Below are 19,577 nucleotides of genomic sequence, written 5' to 3'. Positions count from 1 at the left end.
GAATATTCATGCACACCACCCCGCAACCCGGCCGCAACCTGCAAGCCGTCATCTTCGACTGGGCCGGCACGCTGGTCGATTTCGGCTCCCTGGCGCCGACCCAGATCTTCGTGGACGCCTTCAAGAGCTTCGACATTGAGATCACCCTGCAACAGGCGCGCGGCCCCATGGGCCTGTCCAAGTGGCAGCACATCCGCGTACTGCTGGACGACGCCGACATCGCCGCCCAATGGCAGCGCCACGCCGGCCGCCCGGCCAGCGATGCCGATGTCGATGCCATCTATGCCCGCTTCATGCCGATGCAGATCGCCAAGGTCGGCCAGTATTCGCAACCCATCGAGGGCGCGGCCCAGGTGCTGGCCTGGCTGCGTGGTCAGGGCCTCAAGATCGGCTCCTGCTCCGGCTATCCGCGCCAGGTGCTGGACGTGCTGCTGCCGCTGGCAGCCGAACAGGGCATCCGCCCCGACCACGTGGTGGCCGGCGACGAACTGCAGGCCGGTGGCCGCCCCGGCCCCTACATGGCGCTGGCCAACATGCTGACGCTGGCCATTGATGACGTGGCAGGCTGCATCAAGGTGGACGACACCGTACCTGGTATCGAGGAAGGTCTGCGCGCCGGCATGTGGAGCGTGGGGGTGTCGCTGTCGGGCAATGAAGTGGGACTCACCCAGGCAGAACTGTTCACCCGGACGCCAGCTGAAGTGACGCATCTGAAGCAGCAGGCCGAAGCGCGCCTGCGCGCAGCCGGCGCCCACTATGTGATCGATTCGGTGGCGACGCTGCCGGAGGTGGTGGCCCACATCCGTGCCCGCCTGGCCAGCGGCGAACGTCCCTGAAGTCCCGAGTCTCCGAGGTCCCCGGATCAGCTGCGCGGCTTGCGCGCCCGGGGGCTGGTCGCGGCCGCCTTCTTCGGCGCCGCGCTGCGCTTGGCGGGAGCAGCCTTGGCCGCTGCGGTGGCTGGCTTGACCACCTTGGCGGGCTTCACAGGCTTGGCCACTGCGATGGGCGCCGCCTTGCGGGTGCTCTTGCGCGGCGTCGCCGGGGCCTTGCGTGATGGTGCAGTGGCACGATCGCCCCCATCGTCCGCATCGGCCGCATCGGCATCAACCGTGATCTCGTCAGGGGACTCACCGATGGCCGTCGTCAGCTTGCGCGCCAGCGCGATCACCTTGCCGGGATCGACGTCCAGCGTGCCGATCAACAGCTCGATGATTTCCGAGCGCGGGTTGGCCAGCGTCGGCTCGATCATCATCACCGCCGCCGACAAGGCCAGCGCCCGTTCGCGGCTGGCGCGGTCGGGCAGCATCTGCTGCAGGGCATTCAGGGCTTCCACCGGCGCCACGGCGGTCACGCGCGCCTGCTCCTTCAACAGTTGCACCCAGTTGGTCTGGGGCGACACACTGGCATGCATGCCCGGCAGCTGCGCCAGCAGGCGCGCCAGACGCAGGCTGCGCCGCTCGAACACGCCCACCGAGATCATCCCGGCGATGACGATGCGGCACACCGCCTCGGCAAAGCCGCCGTTGGCGATGTCTCCGATGACGGCGCTGCGATAACGTCCCAGTTCTTCCTGCGCCCAACGCTGCGCGACCTCGGCATCGGCCTCGCGGGGCGGCAATACGGCGCCCAGTCCGTTGGGGCCGAACACCTGGCGCGTCATGCGCACCGTGCGCGCATCGCGCTGGTCACGCCAGGCATTGAGTTCATCGGTGATCTTCTGCGCCATGCGCTGCTCGTAGCGCTTCAGCGGATGCTGGGCATCCAGCTGCACCCGCCGCGCCCGCGCCTGCGCGGCCTGCTGGCGGATGAACGACGCCGCCGGGTGCGCATCCGAGAACAGTTGGCGCTGCATGCGCAGCGGGTTCAGGCGCATCAACGCATTGGCGCTTTCGCGGGTGGCCGTCATGCGCACCCAGGGGCGTACCCAGGTCTTGTAGAACTGCGCATTGATCTGCGACCACTGGCTTACCGTCGAGAAGACGGATTCCTCCTCGCGCCCCTCGGGATTGAGCCGGCGCAGATCGTCCATGGTGCGGTGCTGGTATTGCACGGTATAGTCGCCCGGCTCCAGCGCGTCCCAGCGCTGCGCCTGCTGGCCATCCTTGCGCTCCAGCTTCATCTCGTAGAGGCCCGGTGGCAGGCTTTCGATCACGTCCAGCGAGCTCACCAGCTGGTCGTGTTCCTTCAGCGCCACCGATCCCCCCACGAAGATGCCCAGGTGGCCCACGCTCTCATGCAACACGTAGATGATGGTGCGCCCGGCAGCAGCGATGGCGCGCTCGTCGCCCCAGGTATCGATGATCCAGTTCAGGGCCTGCGGCGGCGGCGTGATGTTGTCGCCCCAGGAGGCGAAGACCACGATGGGCGCCACGATGTCGCGCAGGTTCACCGCCTTGCCGCGCACCTCCAGCTCGCCGCGCGCCAGCTTGTTGCCGACGAACAGGTTCTCGGTGATGGCCTCGATCTCGGCCCCGGTCATGCGGAAGAAGCCACCCCACCAGCGTTCGAACTCCAGGAAGCGCGGCGCCTCCTGATCGACCCCCGCCCACAGGTTGTAATACTTGTTCCAGAAGGTATTGGCCGGGTTGAGCTTCTTGAAATTCTCCACCAGGCTGGCGCCATCGAAGCGGTCCGCCCCGAGATCGGCCGCCAGCGAAGCCAGCCAGGTACCGCCCAGCGTGGCGCCGCTGTAGCGCATGGGATTCAAGGTAGAACTGCCGGCCCAGTAGGAGGCTGGCGCCCCGACCATCATCAGCGGGCCGAACAGTTCCGGCCGCACCGCGTCCAGCGTCATCATGGCCCAGCCGGCCTGGCAATTGCCGATCACCACCGGCTTGGCCGCACATTGCGGATGACGGCGGATCACCTCTTCCAGGAAGCGCGCCTCGGCCTCCATCACGGTGACCAGGGTCTGGCCATCCTCCGGCTCCGGCCGGAAGGTCACGAAATAGACCGGATGCCCGGCCTTCATCGCCATGCCCACCTCGGAATCGAACTTGAAGCCGCCAATCCCGGGGCCATGCCCGGCCCGGGGATCGACCACCACCACCGGCCGCGCTGCAGGATCGACCGGCAGTTCCGGCGGTGGTTGCAGCAATAGCAAGGCGTAGTTGCAGGGTGCCGGCAGGTCCTTTCCGTCCAGCACCAGGGTATGGTCGAACTTCAGCAGCGGCGGCGTGCCCTGCTCCAGGTGTTCCAGGTAATCATTGCCCCGGTCCAGCAGGGTATCGAGGAAGAGGAAACTGCGCTGCACGCAGTCCTCCACATACGCCTGCACATCGCCCCAGGCCAGGGCTGGCGGGGCTGCAGTATCGGCTGCAGCACCGGTGGCGGCATCAGGGTGAAGGGATCCAGCGTTCTTGCGACTTGCCATGGACTCGCTCCCGGAGGGGGTTCAGAGGGGTAACCAGTCCATCATACGGAGAAAGGTGAAAGCAAATCGTCCGATCTCTGAGACAATAAAACCGCTTTTCCCTGCTTTGGCCCAGCCGGCACAACAAAATCATTGCGTGGAGGAATTCTCATGGAGCTCAAGAGCCTGGTGGACCAGCCCGGCAAGTTGCCGACCGTTCCCAAGGTGGTACAGCAACTGATGGCCAGTTTCAATGCCGAGGACGTCTCGGCCCAGGACATCGCCCAGCAGATCGCCGCCGATCCGGCGCTCACCGCCAAGGTCCTGCGGCTGGCCAATTCGGCCTTCTTCCACGCCTCGCGGACCATCGGCACGGTCGATGACGCGCTGCGCATGCTGGGTTTCATCATGGTGCGCAACCTGGTGCTGGGCAACGGCATGGTGGCCGCCTTCAAGAACACGCGCGGCATGGACCTGCACCAGTTCTGGCTGCACACCCTCTATACCGCCGTCGCCGCCCGCTGGCTGGCCATGCACGCCGGTCATGCCGGTGAAGACAATGGCGACGCCGTCTTCACGGTTGCCATGATGCATGGCATCGGCCAGTTGCAACTGCACGCTGTGGCCGCAGCAGCGGTAGCGCCCCTGGACAAGCAATGCAATGTGCTCGACGCCGACCGCGCCGAACGGGAGAAAGCCGCCTGGGGCTTCCACTACGCCGATGTCTCGGCCGAACTGGCCACCCTCTGGCACTTCCCCGACGCCATGACCACCGCCCTGCGCAGCATTCCCGATCCCCTGGCCGCCGGTCGCCTGGAGCGCGCCGCAGCCTGGGTCCACCTGGGCGCCTGGGCGGCCCGGGTCGAGGTACTTGCGCTGGATGACGCCACGGCCCTGGCCAGCTATCCCGCTGCGCTGGCCAAAAAACTGGGCGTGGACCCGGCGTGGCGCCCGGTGCTGGTAAAACATGCGCCAGATCAGGCCGGGCGCGCCATGCCCTCCTTCAGCGAGTTGTCGGCCGGGCTGGACGCCATGCTGGAATAAGGCCGTCACCATGGAGACCTTCATCGGCCTGGTGCTGGGCCTGCTACGCCATCTGGCCTTCAATGCCGTCTTCTACGCCATCGGCTGCGGCCTGCTCAAGCTGGTCACGCTGGGCCGCTACCCGCGCCTGACGCCGCTGCGCGGCGAACACTGGCGCCATCAGGTGCAGGACGTCGACCTGGTCACCCTGCTGGGCTTGCTGGCCACGGTAGCGCTGCTGATCCTGATGGCGCATTGGCTGGGCTGACCCGCTTCGGGCCGCTGCCTGCAGCGACATCAGGTCGCACAGATGCTGCAGCTATGCCCCTTGCAGTTGTGCAGTACGCTGCTGCGACCAGCCCCGGCATGGGTACCGGGGCCGGTGGCTCCCTGACCGGCCAGTTGTTCGGCGCCGTTGCGCGGTTGCCAGCGATACCTGACCTGCAGCCCCACATGGCCGCCGGTGAGCATGGGCGCGGCCGCCGTCGGCTGCTTGCAATAGGGACAGCTGGTGTCGCCATGCAAGGCCTGCAAGGGAATCAGTCGTTCGAAGATGCCGTCGCAATGGCTGCAACGAATGTCGTACAAGGGCATGTCCCCTCCTGAAGAATCCCGACCCGAAAAGACCCGACCGGAAAGACCTCCGGCCGGGAACACACTACGCACAACGAAGCCTCAGGCGTCAGCCCTTGCGCCCCCAGTAGGACTTGTCGTTCAACATGCCCTTGGGCGTGATGTCCTGATCGAAGATCGAGGTCGGCAAGGCCACCGTGCAGGCGCAGTTGGGAATATCGACGATGCCGCCGATGCGCCCTTCCACCGGCGCGGCCGTGAGCAGCATGTAGGCCTGGCTGCCGGTGTAGCCGAAGTGGGTCAGGTAGTCGATAGCCTTGAGGCAGGCCTGGCGATAGGCCACGGTGGCGTCGAGGTAGTAGTTCACGCCGTTTTCCACGCTGATGCCCTCGAAGGTCAGCCACTGCTCGTAATGCGGCTTGACGATGCTGGGCATGAAGATGGGCGAGGTGATGTTGTACTTGGCCATGCCGCCCTTGATGAGATCGAAGCCGACGTGGCTCACGCCATCCATCTCGATGGCGCCACAGAAACCGATCTCGCCATCGCCCTGCGAAAAGTGCAGGTCACCCATCGAGAAACCGGCGCCCTTCACATACACCGGGAAGAAGATGCGCGTACCCGCCGACAGGTCCTTGATATCGGTATTGCCGCCATGCTCGCGCGGCGGCACGGTGCGCGCCGCCACCTTGGCCATCTCGTCGAACTTGGCGCCGGTCAGACCGCGCAGCACGGCGGTGCTCGGATCGGGCGGCTTGGCCAGACCCTTGGCGGCCAGCGGCGCTTCGCGGCGGTTCCATTCGGCCAGCAGCTCATGCGACGGCAGGCAGCCCATCAGGCCCGGGTGGGTCAGGCCGGCGATGCGCACGCCCGGGATATGGCGCGAAGTGGCATACAGGCCCTTCAGGTCCCAGATGGCCTTGTCGGCCTCGGGGAAGTAATCGGCCAGGAAGCCGCCGCCGTTTTCCTTGGAGAACACGCCCGAGAACCCCACCGGCGTCACCGGCTTGATGTCCAGCAGGTCGATCACCAGCAAGTCACCCGGTTCGGCGCCTTCGACGTGGAAGGGACCGGTCAGCGGGTGGGCGCGGGTCAGGTCGACATTCTTGACGTCGGAGACGTCATCGGTGTCCTTGATCTGGGCATCCAGGAAGTCCAGCGACTCGATCAGGATGGATTCACCGGGCTTGACCGAGGCCAGGAACGGCAGGTCCGGGTGCCAGCGGTTGTGACCCAGTTCGGGCTGCTCTGCCAGCGGGACGCCGGGCTTGATCTTGAAGTGTTGCATGCGATCTCCTTGGTGGTGGATAGGTTCGTGGCTTGCGGCCAGTCTGCAGTGCTGCTGCCGTTCGTCCTGAGTAGCCGCAACGCGGCGTATCGAAGGCGCGCCAGCGGTTGGCGAGCGGCATGAGCGCCTTCGATACGACCCTTCGGGTCTACTCAGTCCGAACGGCCAGCAGCTTGCCAACCCGAATGACTTGTCAAGCTGCCGGCTCAGTAGGAATCCCCGGCATCGGACATTCAGGCGTGCCGGCGCTGTTGCGGGTGAGCGCCTCGACCTGGGCGCGGGCGGCCTGCGGATCGTTGACCCAGGTGCGGTAGAAATCGAAGGGACACTCGGCCACGCCGGCCGGCGATTCGCCCGAATTGATCTTGCCGGTATAGCCCCGGTGCAGCAGCTTGTAGAGGTGGTTCTGCGACTGCCAGTTGCGGCGCGCATCGCGGATGGCGCCGATGGACAGCTCGGCATACTGGATGCCCATTTCCTCGGTACCGCATTCGCCCAGGGTGCGGCCATCGAAGCCGACGATGGCCGAGTGGCCGAAGTAGGAATACACGCCATCGAAGCCGGCCGCATTGGCCACCGCCACATAGAGGTTGTTCATCCAGGCCATGGCCTTGGAGACCATGATCTGCTGTTCCTTGGCCGGGTACATGTAGCCCTGGCAGCGCACCACCAGCTCCGCGCCCTTCATGGCACAGTCGCGCCAGATTTCGGGATAGTTGCCGTCGTCGCAGATGATCAGGCTTATCTTCAAGCCCTTGGGGCCGTCGCAGACATAGGTGGTGTCGCCCGGATACCAGCCCTCGATGGGCGTCCAGGGCATGATCTTGCGGTACTTCTGCACGATCTCGCCCTGGTCGTTGATGAGGATGAGCGTGTTGTACGGCACCTTGCGCGGATGCTCTTCATGGCGTTCGCCGGTCAGCGAAAACACGCCCCACACACCGGCGATGCGGCAGGCTTCCGAGAAGATGGCGGTCTCCTCGCCGGGGATGGCGGCAGCGGTCTCGAACATCTCGTCGCGGTCATACATGATGCCGTGGGTCGAATACTCCGGGAACACCACCAGGTCCAGCCCCGGCAGGCCCTGCTTCATGCCCACCAGCATGGCGGCGATCTTCCTGGCGTTTTCCAGCACCTCGCCGCGCGTATGCAGGCGCGGCATCTTGTAGTTGACCACCGCCACGCCGACGGCATCCTTGCTGCTTGAAATGTCTCCGTGTCTCATGGGCTTTCTCCTTCTCGCAAACAGGTGAATTCAGACCGACAGGTACTTGCTGATGGTGGGCGCATCGACGTTGGCGCGCGTGTCCTCGTAGACGAAGCGCCCCTTGTCGATCACCAGGAAGCGATCGGCGATCTCCAGCGTGAAGCTCAACACCTGCTCCGAGACCACGATGGTGAGCGCGCGGATCTTGCGGATTTCCTTCAGGCTCCTGGCAATGTCCTTGATGATGGAAGGCTGGATGCCCTCGGTGGGCTCATCCAGCAACAACACCCGGGGGTTGGTGGCCAGCGCCCGCGCAATGGCCAGTTGCTGCTGCTGGCCGCCGGAGAGGTTGCCGCCCTTGCGGGTGCGCATGTCATAGAGCACCGGGAAGAGCGAATACAGCTCGTCCGGCACCTTGCCCCGGGCCGAGGCCGGCAGACCGGTCTGAATGTTTTCCAGCACCGTCATGTGCGAAAAGATCATCCGCCCCTGCGGCACATAGGCCACGCCGCGCTCCACGCGCTGGTGGCTTTCCAGGGCGCCCAGTTCGACGCCATCGATGCTGATGCTGCCGCCGCGCAGCGGCAGGATGCCCATCAGGGTCTTGAACAGCGTGGTCTTGCCCATGCCGTTGCGGCCCATGACGGCGACGATTTCTTCCTTGGCCACCGACAGGTCGACGTCGTGGATGACCTTGCTCTGGCCGTAGCCGGAGGCGAGTTGCGAGACTTTGAACATGGCTGGCTCCGGGTTGGGTAGGCGTTCAGTGACCGAGATAGACATCGATCACCTTGGGATCGGATTGCACCTTCTCCATGCTGCCCTCGGCCAGGATCTTGCCCTGGTGCAGCACGGTCACCTTGTGGGCGATGCTCTTGACGAAATCCATGTCGTGCTCGATCACCACCACCGAACGGCCCTGGCTGATGCGGCCCAGCAGCTCGGCGGTCTTTTCGCGCTCGGACACGCTCATGCCGGCCACCGGTTCGTCCAGCATCAGCAGTTCGGGCTCCTGCATCAGCAGCATGCCTATCTCCAGCCACTGCTTCTGCCCGTGCGAGAGCAGGTCGGCCTGGGTGTGCAGCTGCTGGTCGAGGAAGATCTCGGCGGCCACCGCCTCCACCCGTGCCACCACGTCCGGCGAGCGCTGGAAGGTCAACGCGCCGAACACCTTGCGGCCGCGCGGGAAGGACATTTCCAGGTTTTCGAAGACGCTGAGGTTTTCGTAGATGGACGGCGTCTGGAACTTGCGCCCCACCCCCGCCCGCACGATGGCGTGCTCGCTCATCCTGGTCAGCTCATGGCTGTTGAACTTGATGCTGCCGGAGGTGGCGCGGGTCTTGCCGCAGATCAGGTCCAGCACGGTGGTCTTGCCGGCGCCGTTGGGGCCGATCACCACGCGCACCTCGTTGCGCTGCACGTAGAGATTGAGGCCGTCCACCGCCTTGAAACCGTCGAAGGACACCGTCAAATCTTCGATGGCCAGGACCGGATGGGCATCCGATTCGAAACCAATGGGGTTCTCGCTCATTTGCTGGCCTCCAGGGTGGCGCCGGGCTCGATACCGTCGCGCTTGGGTTCAGGGGTGGACGGACGGGCCGCCGCGACAGTCGTGACAGCTGGGGCCACAGCGGGTGCGACCGTTGGCACCGCCGCCGGCTTGGGCTCGCCCCGCAGCCGCGCCATCAGCCGCTTGCCCTGGGTCTGCCAGAGACCGGCCAAACCATTGGGGAAGTACATCACCACCGCGATGAAGAGGCCGCCCATCAGGAACAGCCACAGCTCGGGGAAGGTCTCGGAAAAATAGGTCTTGCCGAAGTTCACCAGCAGCGTGCCGTACACCGCGCCCAGCAGCGACATGCGACCACCGACGGCGGCATAGATCACCATCTCGATGGACGGCACGATGCCCACGAAGGAGGGCGACATGAAGCCCACCTGCAGCGTGAACATGGCCCCGCCGATGGCCGAGAACATGGCCGCCGCGCAGAACACGAAGACCTTGAAGCTGGCCACGTCATAGCCCGAGAAGCGCACCCGCTCCTCCTTGTCGCGCATGGCCACCAGCAGGCGTCCCAGCTTGGAGCCGAGCACATAGCGGCCGAACAGGATGCAGCCGAACAGCAAGGCGGCATTGACGAAGTACAGCACCAGCTTGGCATGGTCGGTACGGATGTCCCAGCCCATCAGGGTCTTCAGGTCGGTGATGCCGTTGACGCCGCCAGTCAGGCCCTGCTGGCCGATGATCAGGATGGAGAGGATGGCCGCGATGGCCTGCGTGACGATGGAGAAATACACATCCCCCACCCGGCGCTTGAACATGGCCAGGCCGATCAGCATAGCCAGGATGGTCGGCACCAGCAGCACCGCCAGCACGGTAAAGGCAAAGCTGTGGAAGGGCTCCCACATGGCCGGCAAGGCGGTGATCTGGTTCCAGTCCATGAAGTCGGGAATGCCCGGCGTGGACTGGATCTTGGTGCTGATGGGGTCGGAGGCTTCGAGTTTCAGGAACATGGCCATGCAATAGCCGCCCAGCCCGAAGAACACCCCCTGGCCGAGGCTCAAGATGCCGCCATAGCCCCAGCACAGCACCAGGCCCACCGCCACGAAGGCATAGGACAGGTACTTGCCCACAAGATTGAGACGGAACATGTCCAGCGTCAGCGGAAACACCACCAGCAACAGCACCGCCATCACCAGCAGGCCCACCGCCCCGGAGCGCCCGCCCAACAGTTTTTCATAGGCTGCATGCATCATCGGACCTCGCACGGGTTGTTGGAGAAAGAAAAGCCGGCCATCACTTGCGCACCTTGGCCGAGAACAGGCCCTGCGGACGCAGCATCAGGATCAGGATCACCGCCGACAGCGTGAGCACCTTGGCCATGGAACCGGTCAGGAAGAACTCCGCCGTGGACTGCGTCTGGGCAATCGAGAAGGCCGAGGCGATGGTGCCGATCAGGCTTTGCGCGCCGCCGAAGACCACCACCAGGAAGGTATCGACGATGTAGAGCGAACCGCTGGTGGGACCGGTGGAACCGATGGTGGTGAAGGCCGCACCCGCCACCCCGGCCACGCCGCAACCGAGCGCAAAGGTGGTGCGGTCGACCTTGCGGGTATTGATGCCGACCGCCCCGCTCATGACCCGGTTCTGCATCGTGGCGCGCACCTGCAGGCCCCAGCGCGAGCGGAACAGCAGCACGAAGATGGCCCCAGTCAGCAGCACCGTGATGCCCATCATGAACAGGCCATTGATGGGAATGTCGATGGCGTCGGTCGGCTTGAAGGAACCCATCAGCCAGTCCGGCAGGGTGGCACTGACTTCCTTGGCGCCGAAGATGGAACGGAAGGTCTGCTGCATCGCCAGCGACAGGCCCCAGGTGGCCAGCAGCGTATCGAGCGGGCGCTTGTAGAGGCGGCTGATCAGCAGCAGTTCGGTCAGGTAGCCCACGCCGTAGGCCACCGCGAAGGACAGCACGATGGCCACAAAGAAGTAGATCGGCTGCAAGGCCGGCGCATAGGTGGTGGTGAGATGCGAGAGCAGATAGGTGATGTAGGCGCCGATGGTGAGGAATTCACCGTGGGCCATGTTGATCACGCCCATCTGCCCGAAGATGATGGCCAGGCCCAGCGCCATCAACAACAGGACGCAGAACACCGAGAGGCCATTGAAGCCCTGCATGGCGAAGATGGCGCCGAATTCGGATAGAGAAACCATGTTGACTCCCGATGGGCAAGGATGAATTGACCGAATTGACCGAATTGATCGTTAAGGGGCGGCAGCGCCCGCATGTCACTACAGACGCCGCCGCTTTGCTACGCAGTGAAGAGACGCCTACTGCTTACTGGTAACCCTTGGGGAAGGGATTCGGTTCGATCAGGTCAGACTCATAGACCACCTTGAACTGGCCATCCTTCTGCGCTTCGCCGATGCGGGTCTTGCTCCACAGGTGGTGGTTCTCGTGAACCTTGACGTAGCCTTCCGGCGCGGTCTTGAGTTCGATGCCGGGGGAGGCTGCCACCACCTTGTCGACGTCGAAGCTGCCGGCCTTTTCCACCGCTGCCTTCCACAGCCAGGGGCCGAGGTAGGCGGCCTGGGTGACGTCGCCGATGACCGAATTGGCGCCGAACTTGGCCTTGAACTCGGCCACGAATTTCTTGTTGTTGGCGTTGTCCAGGCTCTGGAAATACTTCATGGAAGCGAAGAAGCCCTCCACGTTCTCGCCGCCGATGCCCAGCATTTCATCTTCGGTGACCGAGATGGTCAGCAGGTTCTGGGTCTTGGCGGTGACGCCGGCCGCCTTCAACTGCTTGTAGAAGGCCACGTTGGAGCCGCCCACCACGTCAGCGAAGATGACATCGGGTTTCTTCAGCTTGATCTTGTTGATCAGCGAGCCGAACTGGGTATTGCCCAGCGGATAGTATTCCTCGCCCACCACCGAGCCCTTGAGCACGTTCTCGATGTGCTTGCGGGCGATCTTGTTGGAGGTGCGCGGCCAGATGTAGTCCGAGCCGACCAGGAAGAAGGTCTTGGCCTTCTTTTCCTTGGCCACCCAGTTCAGGCCCGCCAGCACCTGTTGCGTCGCCTCCTGCCCGGTATAGAAGACGTTCTTGGACTGCTCCAGGCCTTCGTAGAAGGTCGGGTAGTAGAGCAGGCCGTTGTCCTTCTCGAACACCGGCAGAACCGCCTTGCGCGAGGCCGAGGTCCAGCAGCCGAAGACCGCCGCCACGCGGTCGTTCTCCAGCAGCTTCTTGGCCTTTTCGGCGAAGGTCGGCCAGTCGCTGGCGCCGTCTTCCTGGATGATCTTGATCTTGCGACCGAGGATGCCGCCCATGGCATTGATCTGGTCGATGGCCAGGCGCTCGGCCTGGATCGACCCGGTCTCGCTGATGGCCATGGTGCCGGTGGCCGAGTGCAGCTGGCCCACGGTGACCTCGGTATCGGTGATGGCCAGCTTGGTGGTGTTGACCTTGGCGGTCGGATACTGCTGGGCCGAGGCCATGCCCGGCAGGGCGGCTGCGGCAGCACCGGCGGCCAGGCCCATGAGGACCTTGCGGCGCGGTAGCGAGGGCGGATTGGAAGACGAGGAATGCGACATGCGGTACTCCTTTCGGTCGTTGTTGTTGGATGCCGGCCGGGCAAACGTGGCGTCGTGCAGAAAAAAAGCCGGTAAAAAACGAAAAAGTGAACAAACGAGGGAAAGGACCGCCACTGGCGCGGTATTCAGGAAAAAATCCCCTGATACCTATGAATATTCCTTCAAGCCGGCTTTTAGCTGCGCTGGCCCTCCCCTTCGTTCTGGGAGGCAGAATAGGATCGGCGGTGCAGCGCAACAATACGTTGTTTGACGTAAGCTCCCGGCCGCGGTCGGCCGCCCGCCTGCACAGCTTTTGCCCGCCCGCCGCCTGTTGTTGGTGCAGGCAAATGGCGGGGAGCGTGGCGATGCTCTTGCCGGGGTGGCAATACCTCCTGCGGGTCTGCTGTGTTTTGGTGAATTCCCGTGGAATGCGGCAGCGCACATACGTCATTTGACGTATGCCCTCACCGTCCAAATGGTTTGAAAATTGCTTGCGCCTAAACGCGAGCGGTCCGGCAGCCCAGGACCTGACGAGATGACCTGACTTCCCCCGAGCCAACGTGACCCATCCCGCCACACAACGCATCGTCAAGGTCCGCCGCGACTACAACACCTGGGTCGCCAACGAGACCCTGGAAGATTACGCACTGCGCTATACGCCGCTGTCGTTTCGCCGCTGGTCCGAATTCCGCCTGGCCAACACGGCCCTGGGCGCGACCTCCTTTTTGGCGCTGGAAGCCATTAGCGGCGCCATCACCCTCAGCTACGGCTTTACCAATGCCTTCTGGGCCATCGTCTGCGTGGTGGTGCTGTTCTTCCTGACCGGCCTGCCGATCAGCTACTACGCGGCGCGCTACGGGGTGGACATGGACCTGCTCACGCGCGGCGCCGGCTTCGGCTACATCGGCTCGACCATCACCTCGCTGATCTATGCCAGCTTCACCTTCATCTTCTTCGCGCTGGAAGCGGCCATCATGGCCCAGGCCATCGAGATCTATTTCGGCCTGCCGCTGGTGTATGGCTACGTGCTCTGTTCGCTGATCATCATCCCCATGGTGGCCTACGGCATCACCCTGATCAACCGCCTGCAGATGTGGACCCAGCCGCTGTGGCTGGTGCTGCTGGTGCTGCCCTACCTGTGCGTGCTGTACGAGGAACCCGACGCCCTGCGCAACCTGATGAGCTTTGCCGGCCGTGCCGAGGAAGGCAGCTCCTTCAACCTGCTGCTGTTCGGCGCGGCGGCGACGGTGGCCTTTTCGCTGATCGCCCAGATCGGCGAGCAGGTCGACTTCCTGCGCTTCCTGCCGAAAAAGACCGCCGCCAATCGCGGCCGCTGGTGGAGCGCCCTGCTGCTGGCCGGCCCCGGCTGGATTCTGCTGGGCGGCGCCAAGATGCTGGGTGGCGCGCTGCTGGCCTTCCTCGCCATCCAGCACGAGGTGCCGATGGCGCGTGCCGTGGAACCGACCCAGATGTACCTGATCGGTTACCAGTACGTGTTCGGCAATCCGGCCCTGGCGCTGGGGGCGGTGGTGCTGTTCGTGGTGGTGTCGCAGATCAAGATCAATGTCACCAATGCCTATGCCGGTTCGCTGGCCTGGTCCAATTTCTTCGCCCGCCTGACCCACAGCCACCCGGGCCGCGTGGTGTGGCTGGTGTTCAATGTCCTGATCGCGGTGCTGCTGATGGAACTGGGCGTGTTCAATGCGCTGGAACACGTGCTGGCGCTCTACAGCCTGGTGGCGATCTCCTGGATCGGTGCGGTGGTGGCCGACCTGGTGATCAACAAGCCGTTGCGCCTGAGCCCGGCGCATATCGAGTTCAAGCGCGCCCACCTGTACGACGTCAACCCGGTCGGCGTGGGCTCGATGGTGATCGCCACCCTGCTTTCCACGCTGGCCATGTCCGGCGTGCTGGGCAAGACGGTGGCGGCACTGTCCCCCTTCATCGCACTGGGGACGGCCCTGGTGAGCGCACCCTTGATCGCGGTGGCCACCGGCAGCCGCTACTACATCGCCCGCCGCGATACCTTGTCCGAACAGAGCTATCGCCCCTACACGCCCGGCCACAGCCCCTCGGTACTGGACTGCGTCATCTGCGGCAATGCCTTCGAAACCCCGGACATGGCGCACTGCCCGGCCTACCAGGGCGCCATCTGCTCGCTGTGCTGTTCGCTCGATGCGCGTTGCAAGGACCGCTGCAAGACCCCGCGCGCGCGGCTGCCCAACCAGATCCTGCATACCCTGCGCCAGCTGATCCCGGCGCGCTTCGCGCTCAAGCTCAATACCCGCATCGGCCATTACCTGAGCGTCTTCGGTCTGTTGGCCGGTGGCCTGGCCATCGTGCTGTGGATGCTGTACTTCCAGCAGATGGCCGACCTCTCCGGCTTGACGCTTTCCGCGCCCGACTCGCTGCGGGGCGTCTTCATCAAGCTGTTCTGCCTGTTGCTGGTGGTGGTCGGCGTGGGCGCGTGGTGGCTGGTGCTGACCAATGAAAGCCGCGCCGTCGCGCAGGAAGAATCAGAGCGCCAGACCAACCTGCTGCTGCAGGAAATCGAAGCCCACAAGCAGACCGACGCCGAACTGCAGCGCGCCAAGGAAGCCGCCGAATCGGCCAACCTGGCCAAGAGCCGCTTCGTGGCCGGCATGAGCCACGAGCTGCGCACGCCCTTGAACAGCATCCTCGGCTATGCCCAGATCCTGCACGTGGACGCCACCATCCCGCCGGCCCGCAAGGAAGCCATCGCCATCATCCGCCGCAGCGGCGAACACCTGCTGAGCCTGATCGACGGCCTGCTGGACATCGCCAAGATCGAGGCCGGCAAGATGCGCCTGGCCTCCGACGAACTGGCGCTGGAAGCCTTCCTGGAACAGATCGTGGGCATGTTCGCCCCGCAGGCCGAACAGAAGGGCCTGCAGTTCCGCTTCGAAAAAACCGGCCGTCTGCCGCACATCGTGCATGCCGACCAGAAGCGGCTGCGGCAGATCCTCATCAACCTGCTGGGCAATGCCGTCAAGTTCACCGACCGGGGCGGGGTCACCCTGAAGGTGCGCTATGCCCGCGAGATCGCCTGGTTCGAGGTGGTCGATACCGGCATCGGCATCGCCGACGACGACCTGGAGCGCATCTTCCTGCCCTTCGAACGCAGCAACGCGGCCAGCCTGCGCGAAGACATCGGCACCGGGCTCGGCCTGGCCATCAGCCGCATGCTGGTGCACATCATGGGGGGCGAACTGAGCGTACAGAGCAGGGTCGGCAGCGGCAGCAGCTTCCAGCTCAAGCTCTACCTGCCGGAGGTGCATGTGCCGCGCCCCCGCCTGCAGCTGGAAGACCAGATGTCCGGCTACGCCGGCCCCTCGCGCCATATCCTGGTGGTGGACGACCAGGCCTCGCAACGGCGCCTGTTGAAGGACATGCTGGCCCCGCTGGGCTTTGCGGTCAGCGAGGCCGACAGCGGCCTGGCCTGCATGGAAAAACTGGCGCACGAGTTGCCGGACCTGATCCTGCTCGACATCGCCATGCCGCAGATGGATGGCTGGAGCGTGGCCCGCGCCATCCGCGCGCGGGGCCTGACGCAGCTGCCTATCCTGCTGGTCTCGGCCAATGCCTTCGAGAACCTGCACGAACGCAATGGCGCGCCACTGGTCAACGATTTCCTGGTCAAGCCGGTCTCGTACAACGAACTGCTGGGCAAGATCCGGCAACACCTGCAACTGGACTGGGTGGCGCCCGGCACGACCGCCTCGGCGCCCGCTGCCACGCCGCCCGCCACCACCGCCACCACCACCATCACGGCCAAGCCACTGATGCTGGTGCCGGGCCAGGACAGGCTGGCCGCCCTGCTGCAACTGGGCAGCATCGGCTATGCCAAGGAAATCCTGCGCCAGCTGGACGCCATGGACCGCCAGAACCCGGCCTACCTGCCCTTCACCACGGAGCTGCGGCAACTGGTCAGGCAATTCCGACTCAACGAATATGTCACCCGCATCAAGGAGCTGATCCGCCATGATCTCAACGACGTTCGATAGGCAAGTCGTACTGATCGTCGATGACATGCCCGACAATCTGGCCATGTTGTCCGACGCCCTCGACGAAAGCGGCCACATCGTGCTGGTCGCCACCGATGGTCTCTCGGCGCTGCAGCGGCTGGATCACATCACGCCCGACCTGATCCTGCTGGACGCCATGATGCCCGGCATCGACGGCTTCGAGACCTGTCGCCGCATCAAGCAACTGCGGCAGGTGAGCCACGTGCCGGTGGTCTTCATGACCGGCCTGTCGGAGACCGAACATGTGGTGCGCGGCTTCGAGGTCGGCGGCATCGACTACGTGACCAAGCCGATCCGCCCGCAGGAAGTGGTGGCCCGCATCGGCGCCCACATCCGCACCGGGCGCATGATGTCGCAGGCACGCGGGGTCCTGGAACAGGCCGCGCATGCGGTGATCGTCCTGGGCGGCAACGGCCTGCCGACCTGGCAGACCAGCAAGGCCTCGCAATGGCTGGAGAAGTATTTCGGCGCCCCCGCACCGGGCAGCCAGCGGCTGCCGGCGGCACTGCAGGTCTGGCTGAACGAACAACTGGTGCGCCAGCGCCAGGGCGAGAACCTGGACCAGTTGCCCCCGCTTGTGGTGCGCCTGGACCAGGGCGAACTGCACATCACCCTGTGCGGCCCCGGCCAGGGGCATGGCGCCAGCCTGCTGCTGGAAGAAAAGACCGGCGGCCCGGCAGCGCTGGCCCGGCCGGAAGATGGCCCGGTGCTACCCGCCTCGCTGGAAGCCTGCCGGCTCACCCCGCGCGAGAGCGACGTCCTGCTGTGGCTGGGCAAGGGCAAGACCAACCGCGACATCGCCGACATCCTCGGCATGAGCCCGCGCACGGTGAACAAGCACCTGGAACACATCTTCGTGAAACTGGGCGTGGAAACCCGCTCGGCGGCGGCGGTGCTGGCCAGTAGCGTGGCGGCGGGGAGTGGCGGGCAGTTGCTGCAATAGAGGATTCACCCAGTCGGCACCTGGTTTGATCAGGACTGACGCTGATTGGATCATCTTAGCTGTCGCAGGTACAGCACCAGTGTCAACGCTGCGACGACGAGCATACAGGCGGGAATACCGCACTTCATCAGGCGGTCATATTGGCGTTGCACCGAGGCCCGCGCAACGATGAGACCGCAACAGAGCGGGACCAGGCCATAGATCCATAGCGAGATCACCCTGAGCGTATTGCCACAGGACTCACGGCACAGGGTGATAGGCAAGACGGATTCGAGGGCATGCGGGATCAGGTCAATGACCAGGCCTACCCCGGTGCCGAGGAGAAATCCTCGGACATTAGCAAGCATCATGGAATGAAAAAAAACAGAATCAGTTGGGCACTACGCAGGTCGGAATAGAGTGGCAGCCAAGGCCGATGTATCCCCAGATGGAATCGCGCAAAGGTTTCGACCGTGCCAGTGATGCCGTTATAGGTCAGCCGGGAGCCGTTCCATAGATCGATGTGGCCGCCGCTGGGTACTGTTTCACCAGAACGGTACCAATAGGCATGGAACATGATGATGCCGGTTCTGCCCTTGATTTTCGCTTCCCAGTCCTGGCCTGTGATATTTTCCGGCTCCGGCGGTAAGCCGCAGAATGGCTGCAGCTTGAGCCATTCGGCCAATTCCTGCGCTCGGGTCGCGGCGGGCTTTCCGTCCAGCAGTATGCGCCCGAGGGTCTTGCGCCCTGCCATGGGCTTGACGGATTTCTGGGAGAACGACCGCATTTCTATGCCCACCTTATGCAAGGTGGCGCTGATGCGAATCGCACACTGGTTGCCGTATTCCTCGCTTTCCGACCCATCTGGCTTGTACGGATTGCCGCTCACATAGTTGCGCCACAAATCCGCGAAACGTACGGCCGGCACTTCAACACTGCATAGTGAATCCTTGACGGAGTTGGTTCGGATACGTGCTTGCTGAATCCGCTTCTGCGCTCTCACTGGCCCGCTCCTTCCATCATGACCAGGGCATCATCTCCCCAATAGATCACCAGATTGTCGGCACGCAAAGTCGCGATCCTGGGCATCAGTCCATCTGCCCCAAAACGGCCGGAAATGCTTCGTCCGTCTGGGAGAACGGCGTAATACGGCACCCCTTCCACTCCGGAAGCCTGCAACCTGAAGCGTTCGTCAAACCGCTCTGCCACAGGCTGTTGATCGCCGGAAATCGATCGGCCCTGCTCGTCGGGGAGATATCGCTCCGATACGGGCGAAGCACCGACATCGGACACGCCATCCACGTCGTTCAAGGTGGAATAGCATGGGCAGCCATTCGTACTGCGCATGCCGTGAAGAACCCTTGATTGCCCGTTCGTCAGTCTGGCACGCCCATATCCTTCAGCGATGACACACCCCTTCTCACAGGCAATGCGCGCCCCCTGGAAGGCATAGGCACGTCCCCTGCTCTTGACCCGTTGATCGCCTTCCGCGACACGGCCACCGCAGGCCGTCGCGTCGCCCTCCCTTACCCACCCTATGATTCTCATGCGTCACCTCGCGCACATAAGGTGGATCCATTGGTCTTTCGCTGCATGCTATTCCCCTGTGTTTGATTGTGCGATTGGGATCCATGGAACGAGTGCCATGGCCGAGAACCGGGCATTTTGCATGCCGCTTCGGCAACCCGGAAAACACAGGAGAAATAGCTTGAAAACACCGAAACAATCAGATCGATTGCTCGTAAAAGAGGGGCACTTTTCCAGGCGAAATACGAGATGGGATCGGCGGGCGCCTGAAGAAAATTTCACATGAGCGGGCGCTTTGCCCTATCCTTGCACAGGGCACTTACGCCCATCATCACCGAAGCAAGGAGTCATCATGCCCAAGAAAGAGAAACTGGACCCGGAAACCGAAGCCCTGATCCAATGGTGTACCGAAGTCGAGCAATTCCTGGTCAAGGGCGGCGCCACGCTGGACCAGGCGCAGGAGCACATCGAAGAACAGGTGGAGTGGTTCACCGATCTGTTCTACGACGGCCTGACCCCGGAAGAAGCCGCCAAGGAAGCCCTGGCCTGAAGCAGGTCCCGCCA

Annotated in this window: 17 protein-coding genes and 1 pseudogene; 6 read left to right on the top strand and 12 right to left on the bottom strand. The window is 64.0% G+C overall.

Going from position 1 to position 19,577, the window contains the following annotated elements; all coding sequences use genetic code 11:
- Nucleotides 1-8 precede the first annotated feature (8 nt).
- Nucleotides 9-836, top strand: a complete 828-nt coding sequence (gene phnX / locus VE092_RS15505; protein ID WP_324878212.1) for a phosphonoacetaldehyde hydrolase — start codon at nucleotides 9-11, stop codon at nucleotides 834-836.
- A 26-nt stretch (nucleotides 837-862) separates the two neighbouring features.
- Here the strand turns inward: phnX and VE092_RS15500 are convergent, their stop codons facing one another.
- Entirely contained in the window at nucleotides 863-3,373 is a 2,511-nt protein-coding gene (locus VE092_RS15500; protein ID WP_324878210.1) for a DUF3141 domain-containing protein, read from the bottom strand.
- Between the two features lie 150 nt (nucleotides 3,374-3,523).
- Here VE092_RS15500 and VE092_RS15495 point away from each other — a divergent pair, with 150 nt between their 5' ends.
- Both VE092_RS15495 and VE092_RS15490 read left to right on the top strand, forming a co-directional pair.
- Nucleotides 3,524-4,396, top strand: coding sequence for an HDOD domain-containing protein (locus tag VE092_RS15495; protein WP_324878208.1), 873 nt, complete (start codon nucleotides 3,524-3,526; stop codon nucleotides 4,394-4,396).
- 10 nt (nucleotides 4,397-4,406) lie between these two features.
- On the top strand, nucleotides 4,407-4,643 hold the full coding sequence (locus VE092_RS15490) for a hypothetical protein (RefSeq protein ID WP_241811624.1): 237 nt from the start codon (nucleotides 4,407-4,409) through the stop codon (nucleotides 4,641-4,643).
- A gap of 29 nt (nucleotides 4,644-4,672) precedes the next feature.
- Here the strand turns inward: VE092_RS15490 and VE092_RS15485 are convergent, their stop codons facing one another.
- The 8 genes from VE092_RS15485 to urtA all read right to left on the bottom strand — a co-directional run bounded on the left by VE092_RS15485 (nucleotide 4,673) and on the right by urtA (nucleotide 12,539).
- Nucleotides 4,673-4,969, bottom strand: coding sequence for an FmdB family zinc ribbon protein (locus tag VE092_RS15485; protein WP_006713012.1), 297 nt, complete (start codon nucleotides 4,967-4,969; stop codon nucleotides 4,673-4,675).
- 88 nt (nucleotides 4,970-5,057) lie between these two features.
- Nucleotides 5,058-6,236 carry a formamidase gene (fmdA, locus tag VE092_RS15480; RefSeq protein WP_006713014.1) on the bottom strand — a complete coding sequence of 393 codons (1,179 nt, stop codon included), beginning with the start codon at nucleotides 6,234-6,236 and terminating at the stop codon, nucleotides 5,058-5,060.
- Nucleotides 6,237-6,429: 193 nt separating this feature from the next.
- Nucleotides 6,430-7,461 (bottom strand): aliphatic amidase, encoded by a 1,032-nt coding sequence (locus VE092_RS15475; RefSeq protein ID WP_324878203.1) that lies wholly within the window; start codon nucleotides 7,459-7,461, stop codon nucleotides 6,430-6,432.
- 30 nt (nucleotides 7,462-7,491) lie between these two features.
- Nucleotides 7,492-8,181, bottom strand: a complete 690-nt coding sequence (gene urtE, locus VE092_RS15470; RefSeq protein WP_102663786.1) for an urea ABC transporter ATP-binding subunit UrtE — start codon at nucleotides 8,179-8,181, stop codon at nucleotides 7,492-7,494.
- Between the two features lie 25 nt (nucleotides 8,182-8,206).
- Nucleotides 8,207-8,974, bottom strand: a complete 768-nt coding sequence (gene urtD / locus VE092_RS15465) for an urea ABC transporter ATP-binding protein UrtD (protein ID WP_324878200.1) — start codon at nucleotides 8,972-8,974, stop codon at nucleotides 8,207-8,209.
- Complete coding sequence (gene urtC / locus VE092_RS15460) at nucleotides 8,971-10,197, bottom strand: urea ABC transporter permease subunit UrtC (protein ID WP_324878274.1); 1,227 nt, start codon at nucleotides 10,195-10,197, stop codon at nucleotides 8,971-8,973. Before urtC ends, urtD begins: the two co-directional genes overlap by 4 nt.
- A gap of 43 nt (nucleotides 10,198-10,240) precedes the next feature.
- Nucleotides 10,241-11,158 (bottom strand): urea ABC transporter permease subunit UrtB, encoded by a 918-nt coding sequence (gene urtB / locus VE092_RS15455; RefSeq protein ID WP_006713022.1) that lies wholly within the window; start codon nucleotides 11,156-11,158, stop codon nucleotides 10,241-10,243.
- 124 nt (nucleotides 11,159-11,282) lie between these two features.
- Nucleotides 11,283-12,539: an urea ABC transporter substrate-binding protein gene (gene urtA, locus VE092_RS15450; protein ID WP_077236840.1), complete on the bottom strand. Its 1,257-nt coding sequence runs from the start codon at nucleotides 12,537-12,539 to the stop codon at nucleotides 11,283-11,285.
- Nucleotides 12,540-13,078: 539 nt separating this feature from the next.
- On the opposite strand from urtA, the gene VE092_RS15445 reads away from it, so the two are divergent.
- Both VE092_RS15445 and VE092_RS15440 read left to right on the top strand, forming a co-directional pair.
- Entirely contained in the window at nucleotides 13,079-16,543 is a 3,465-nt protein-coding gene (locus tag VE092_RS15445; RefSeq protein ID WP_324878197.1) for an ATP-binding protein, read from the top strand.
- Entirely contained in the window at nucleotides 16,521-17,507 is a 987-nt protein-coding gene (locus VE092_RS15440) for a response regulator transcription factor (RefSeq protein ID WP_324878195.1), read from the top strand. Before VE092_RS15445 ends, VE092_RS15440 begins: the two co-directional genes overlap by 23 nt.
- A 346-nt stretch (nucleotides 17,508-17,853) precedes the next feature.
- Here the strand turns inward: VE092_RS15440 and VE092_RS15435 are convergent, their stop codons facing one another.
- From VE092_RS15435 to VE092_RS15425, 3 genes and pseudogenes are all read right to left on the bottom strand, one after another.
- Nucleotides 17,854-18,489, bottom strand: a complete 636-nt coding sequence (locus tag VE092_RS15435) for a type VI secretion system amidase effector protein Tae4 (protein WP_324878194.1) — start codon at nucleotides 18,487-18,489, stop codon at nucleotides 17,854-17,856.
- Nucleotides 18,486-18,797 (bottom strand): hypothetical protein, encoded by a 312-nt coding sequence (locus tag VE092_RS15430; RefSeq protein ID WP_324878276.1) that lies wholly within the window; start codon nucleotides 18,795-18,797, stop codon nucleotides 18,486-18,488. The genes VE092_RS15435 and VE092_RS15430 overlap by 4 nt, the downstream gene beginning before the upstream one ends.
- Before the next feature lie 69 nt (nucleotides 18,798-18,866).
- Nucleotides 18,867-19,034, bottom strand: a pseudogene (locus VE092_RS15425) (PAAR domain-containing protein); the annotation flags it as partial.
- A gap of 331 nt (nucleotides 19,035-19,365) precedes the next feature.
- Here VE092_RS15425 and VE092_RS15420 point away from each other — a divergent pair.
- Nucleotides 19,366-19,563: a hypothetical protein gene (locus VE092_RS15420; RefSeq protein ID WP_006713029.1), complete on the top strand. Its 198-nt coding sequence runs from the start codon at nucleotides 19,366-19,368 to the stop codon at nucleotides 19,561-19,563.
- Nucleotides 19,564-19,577 lie beyond the last annotated feature (14 nt).

This window comes from Herbaspirillum sp. (assembly GCF_035644555.1).
In the GTDB taxonomy this organism is placed as follows: domain Bacteria; phylum Pseudomonadota; class Gammaproteobacteria; order Burkholderiales; family Burkholderiaceae_D; genus Herbaspirillum.
Note: the sequence above shows the minus strand (reverse complement) of the source record. Positions and strands in the feature narration are given on the sequence as shown.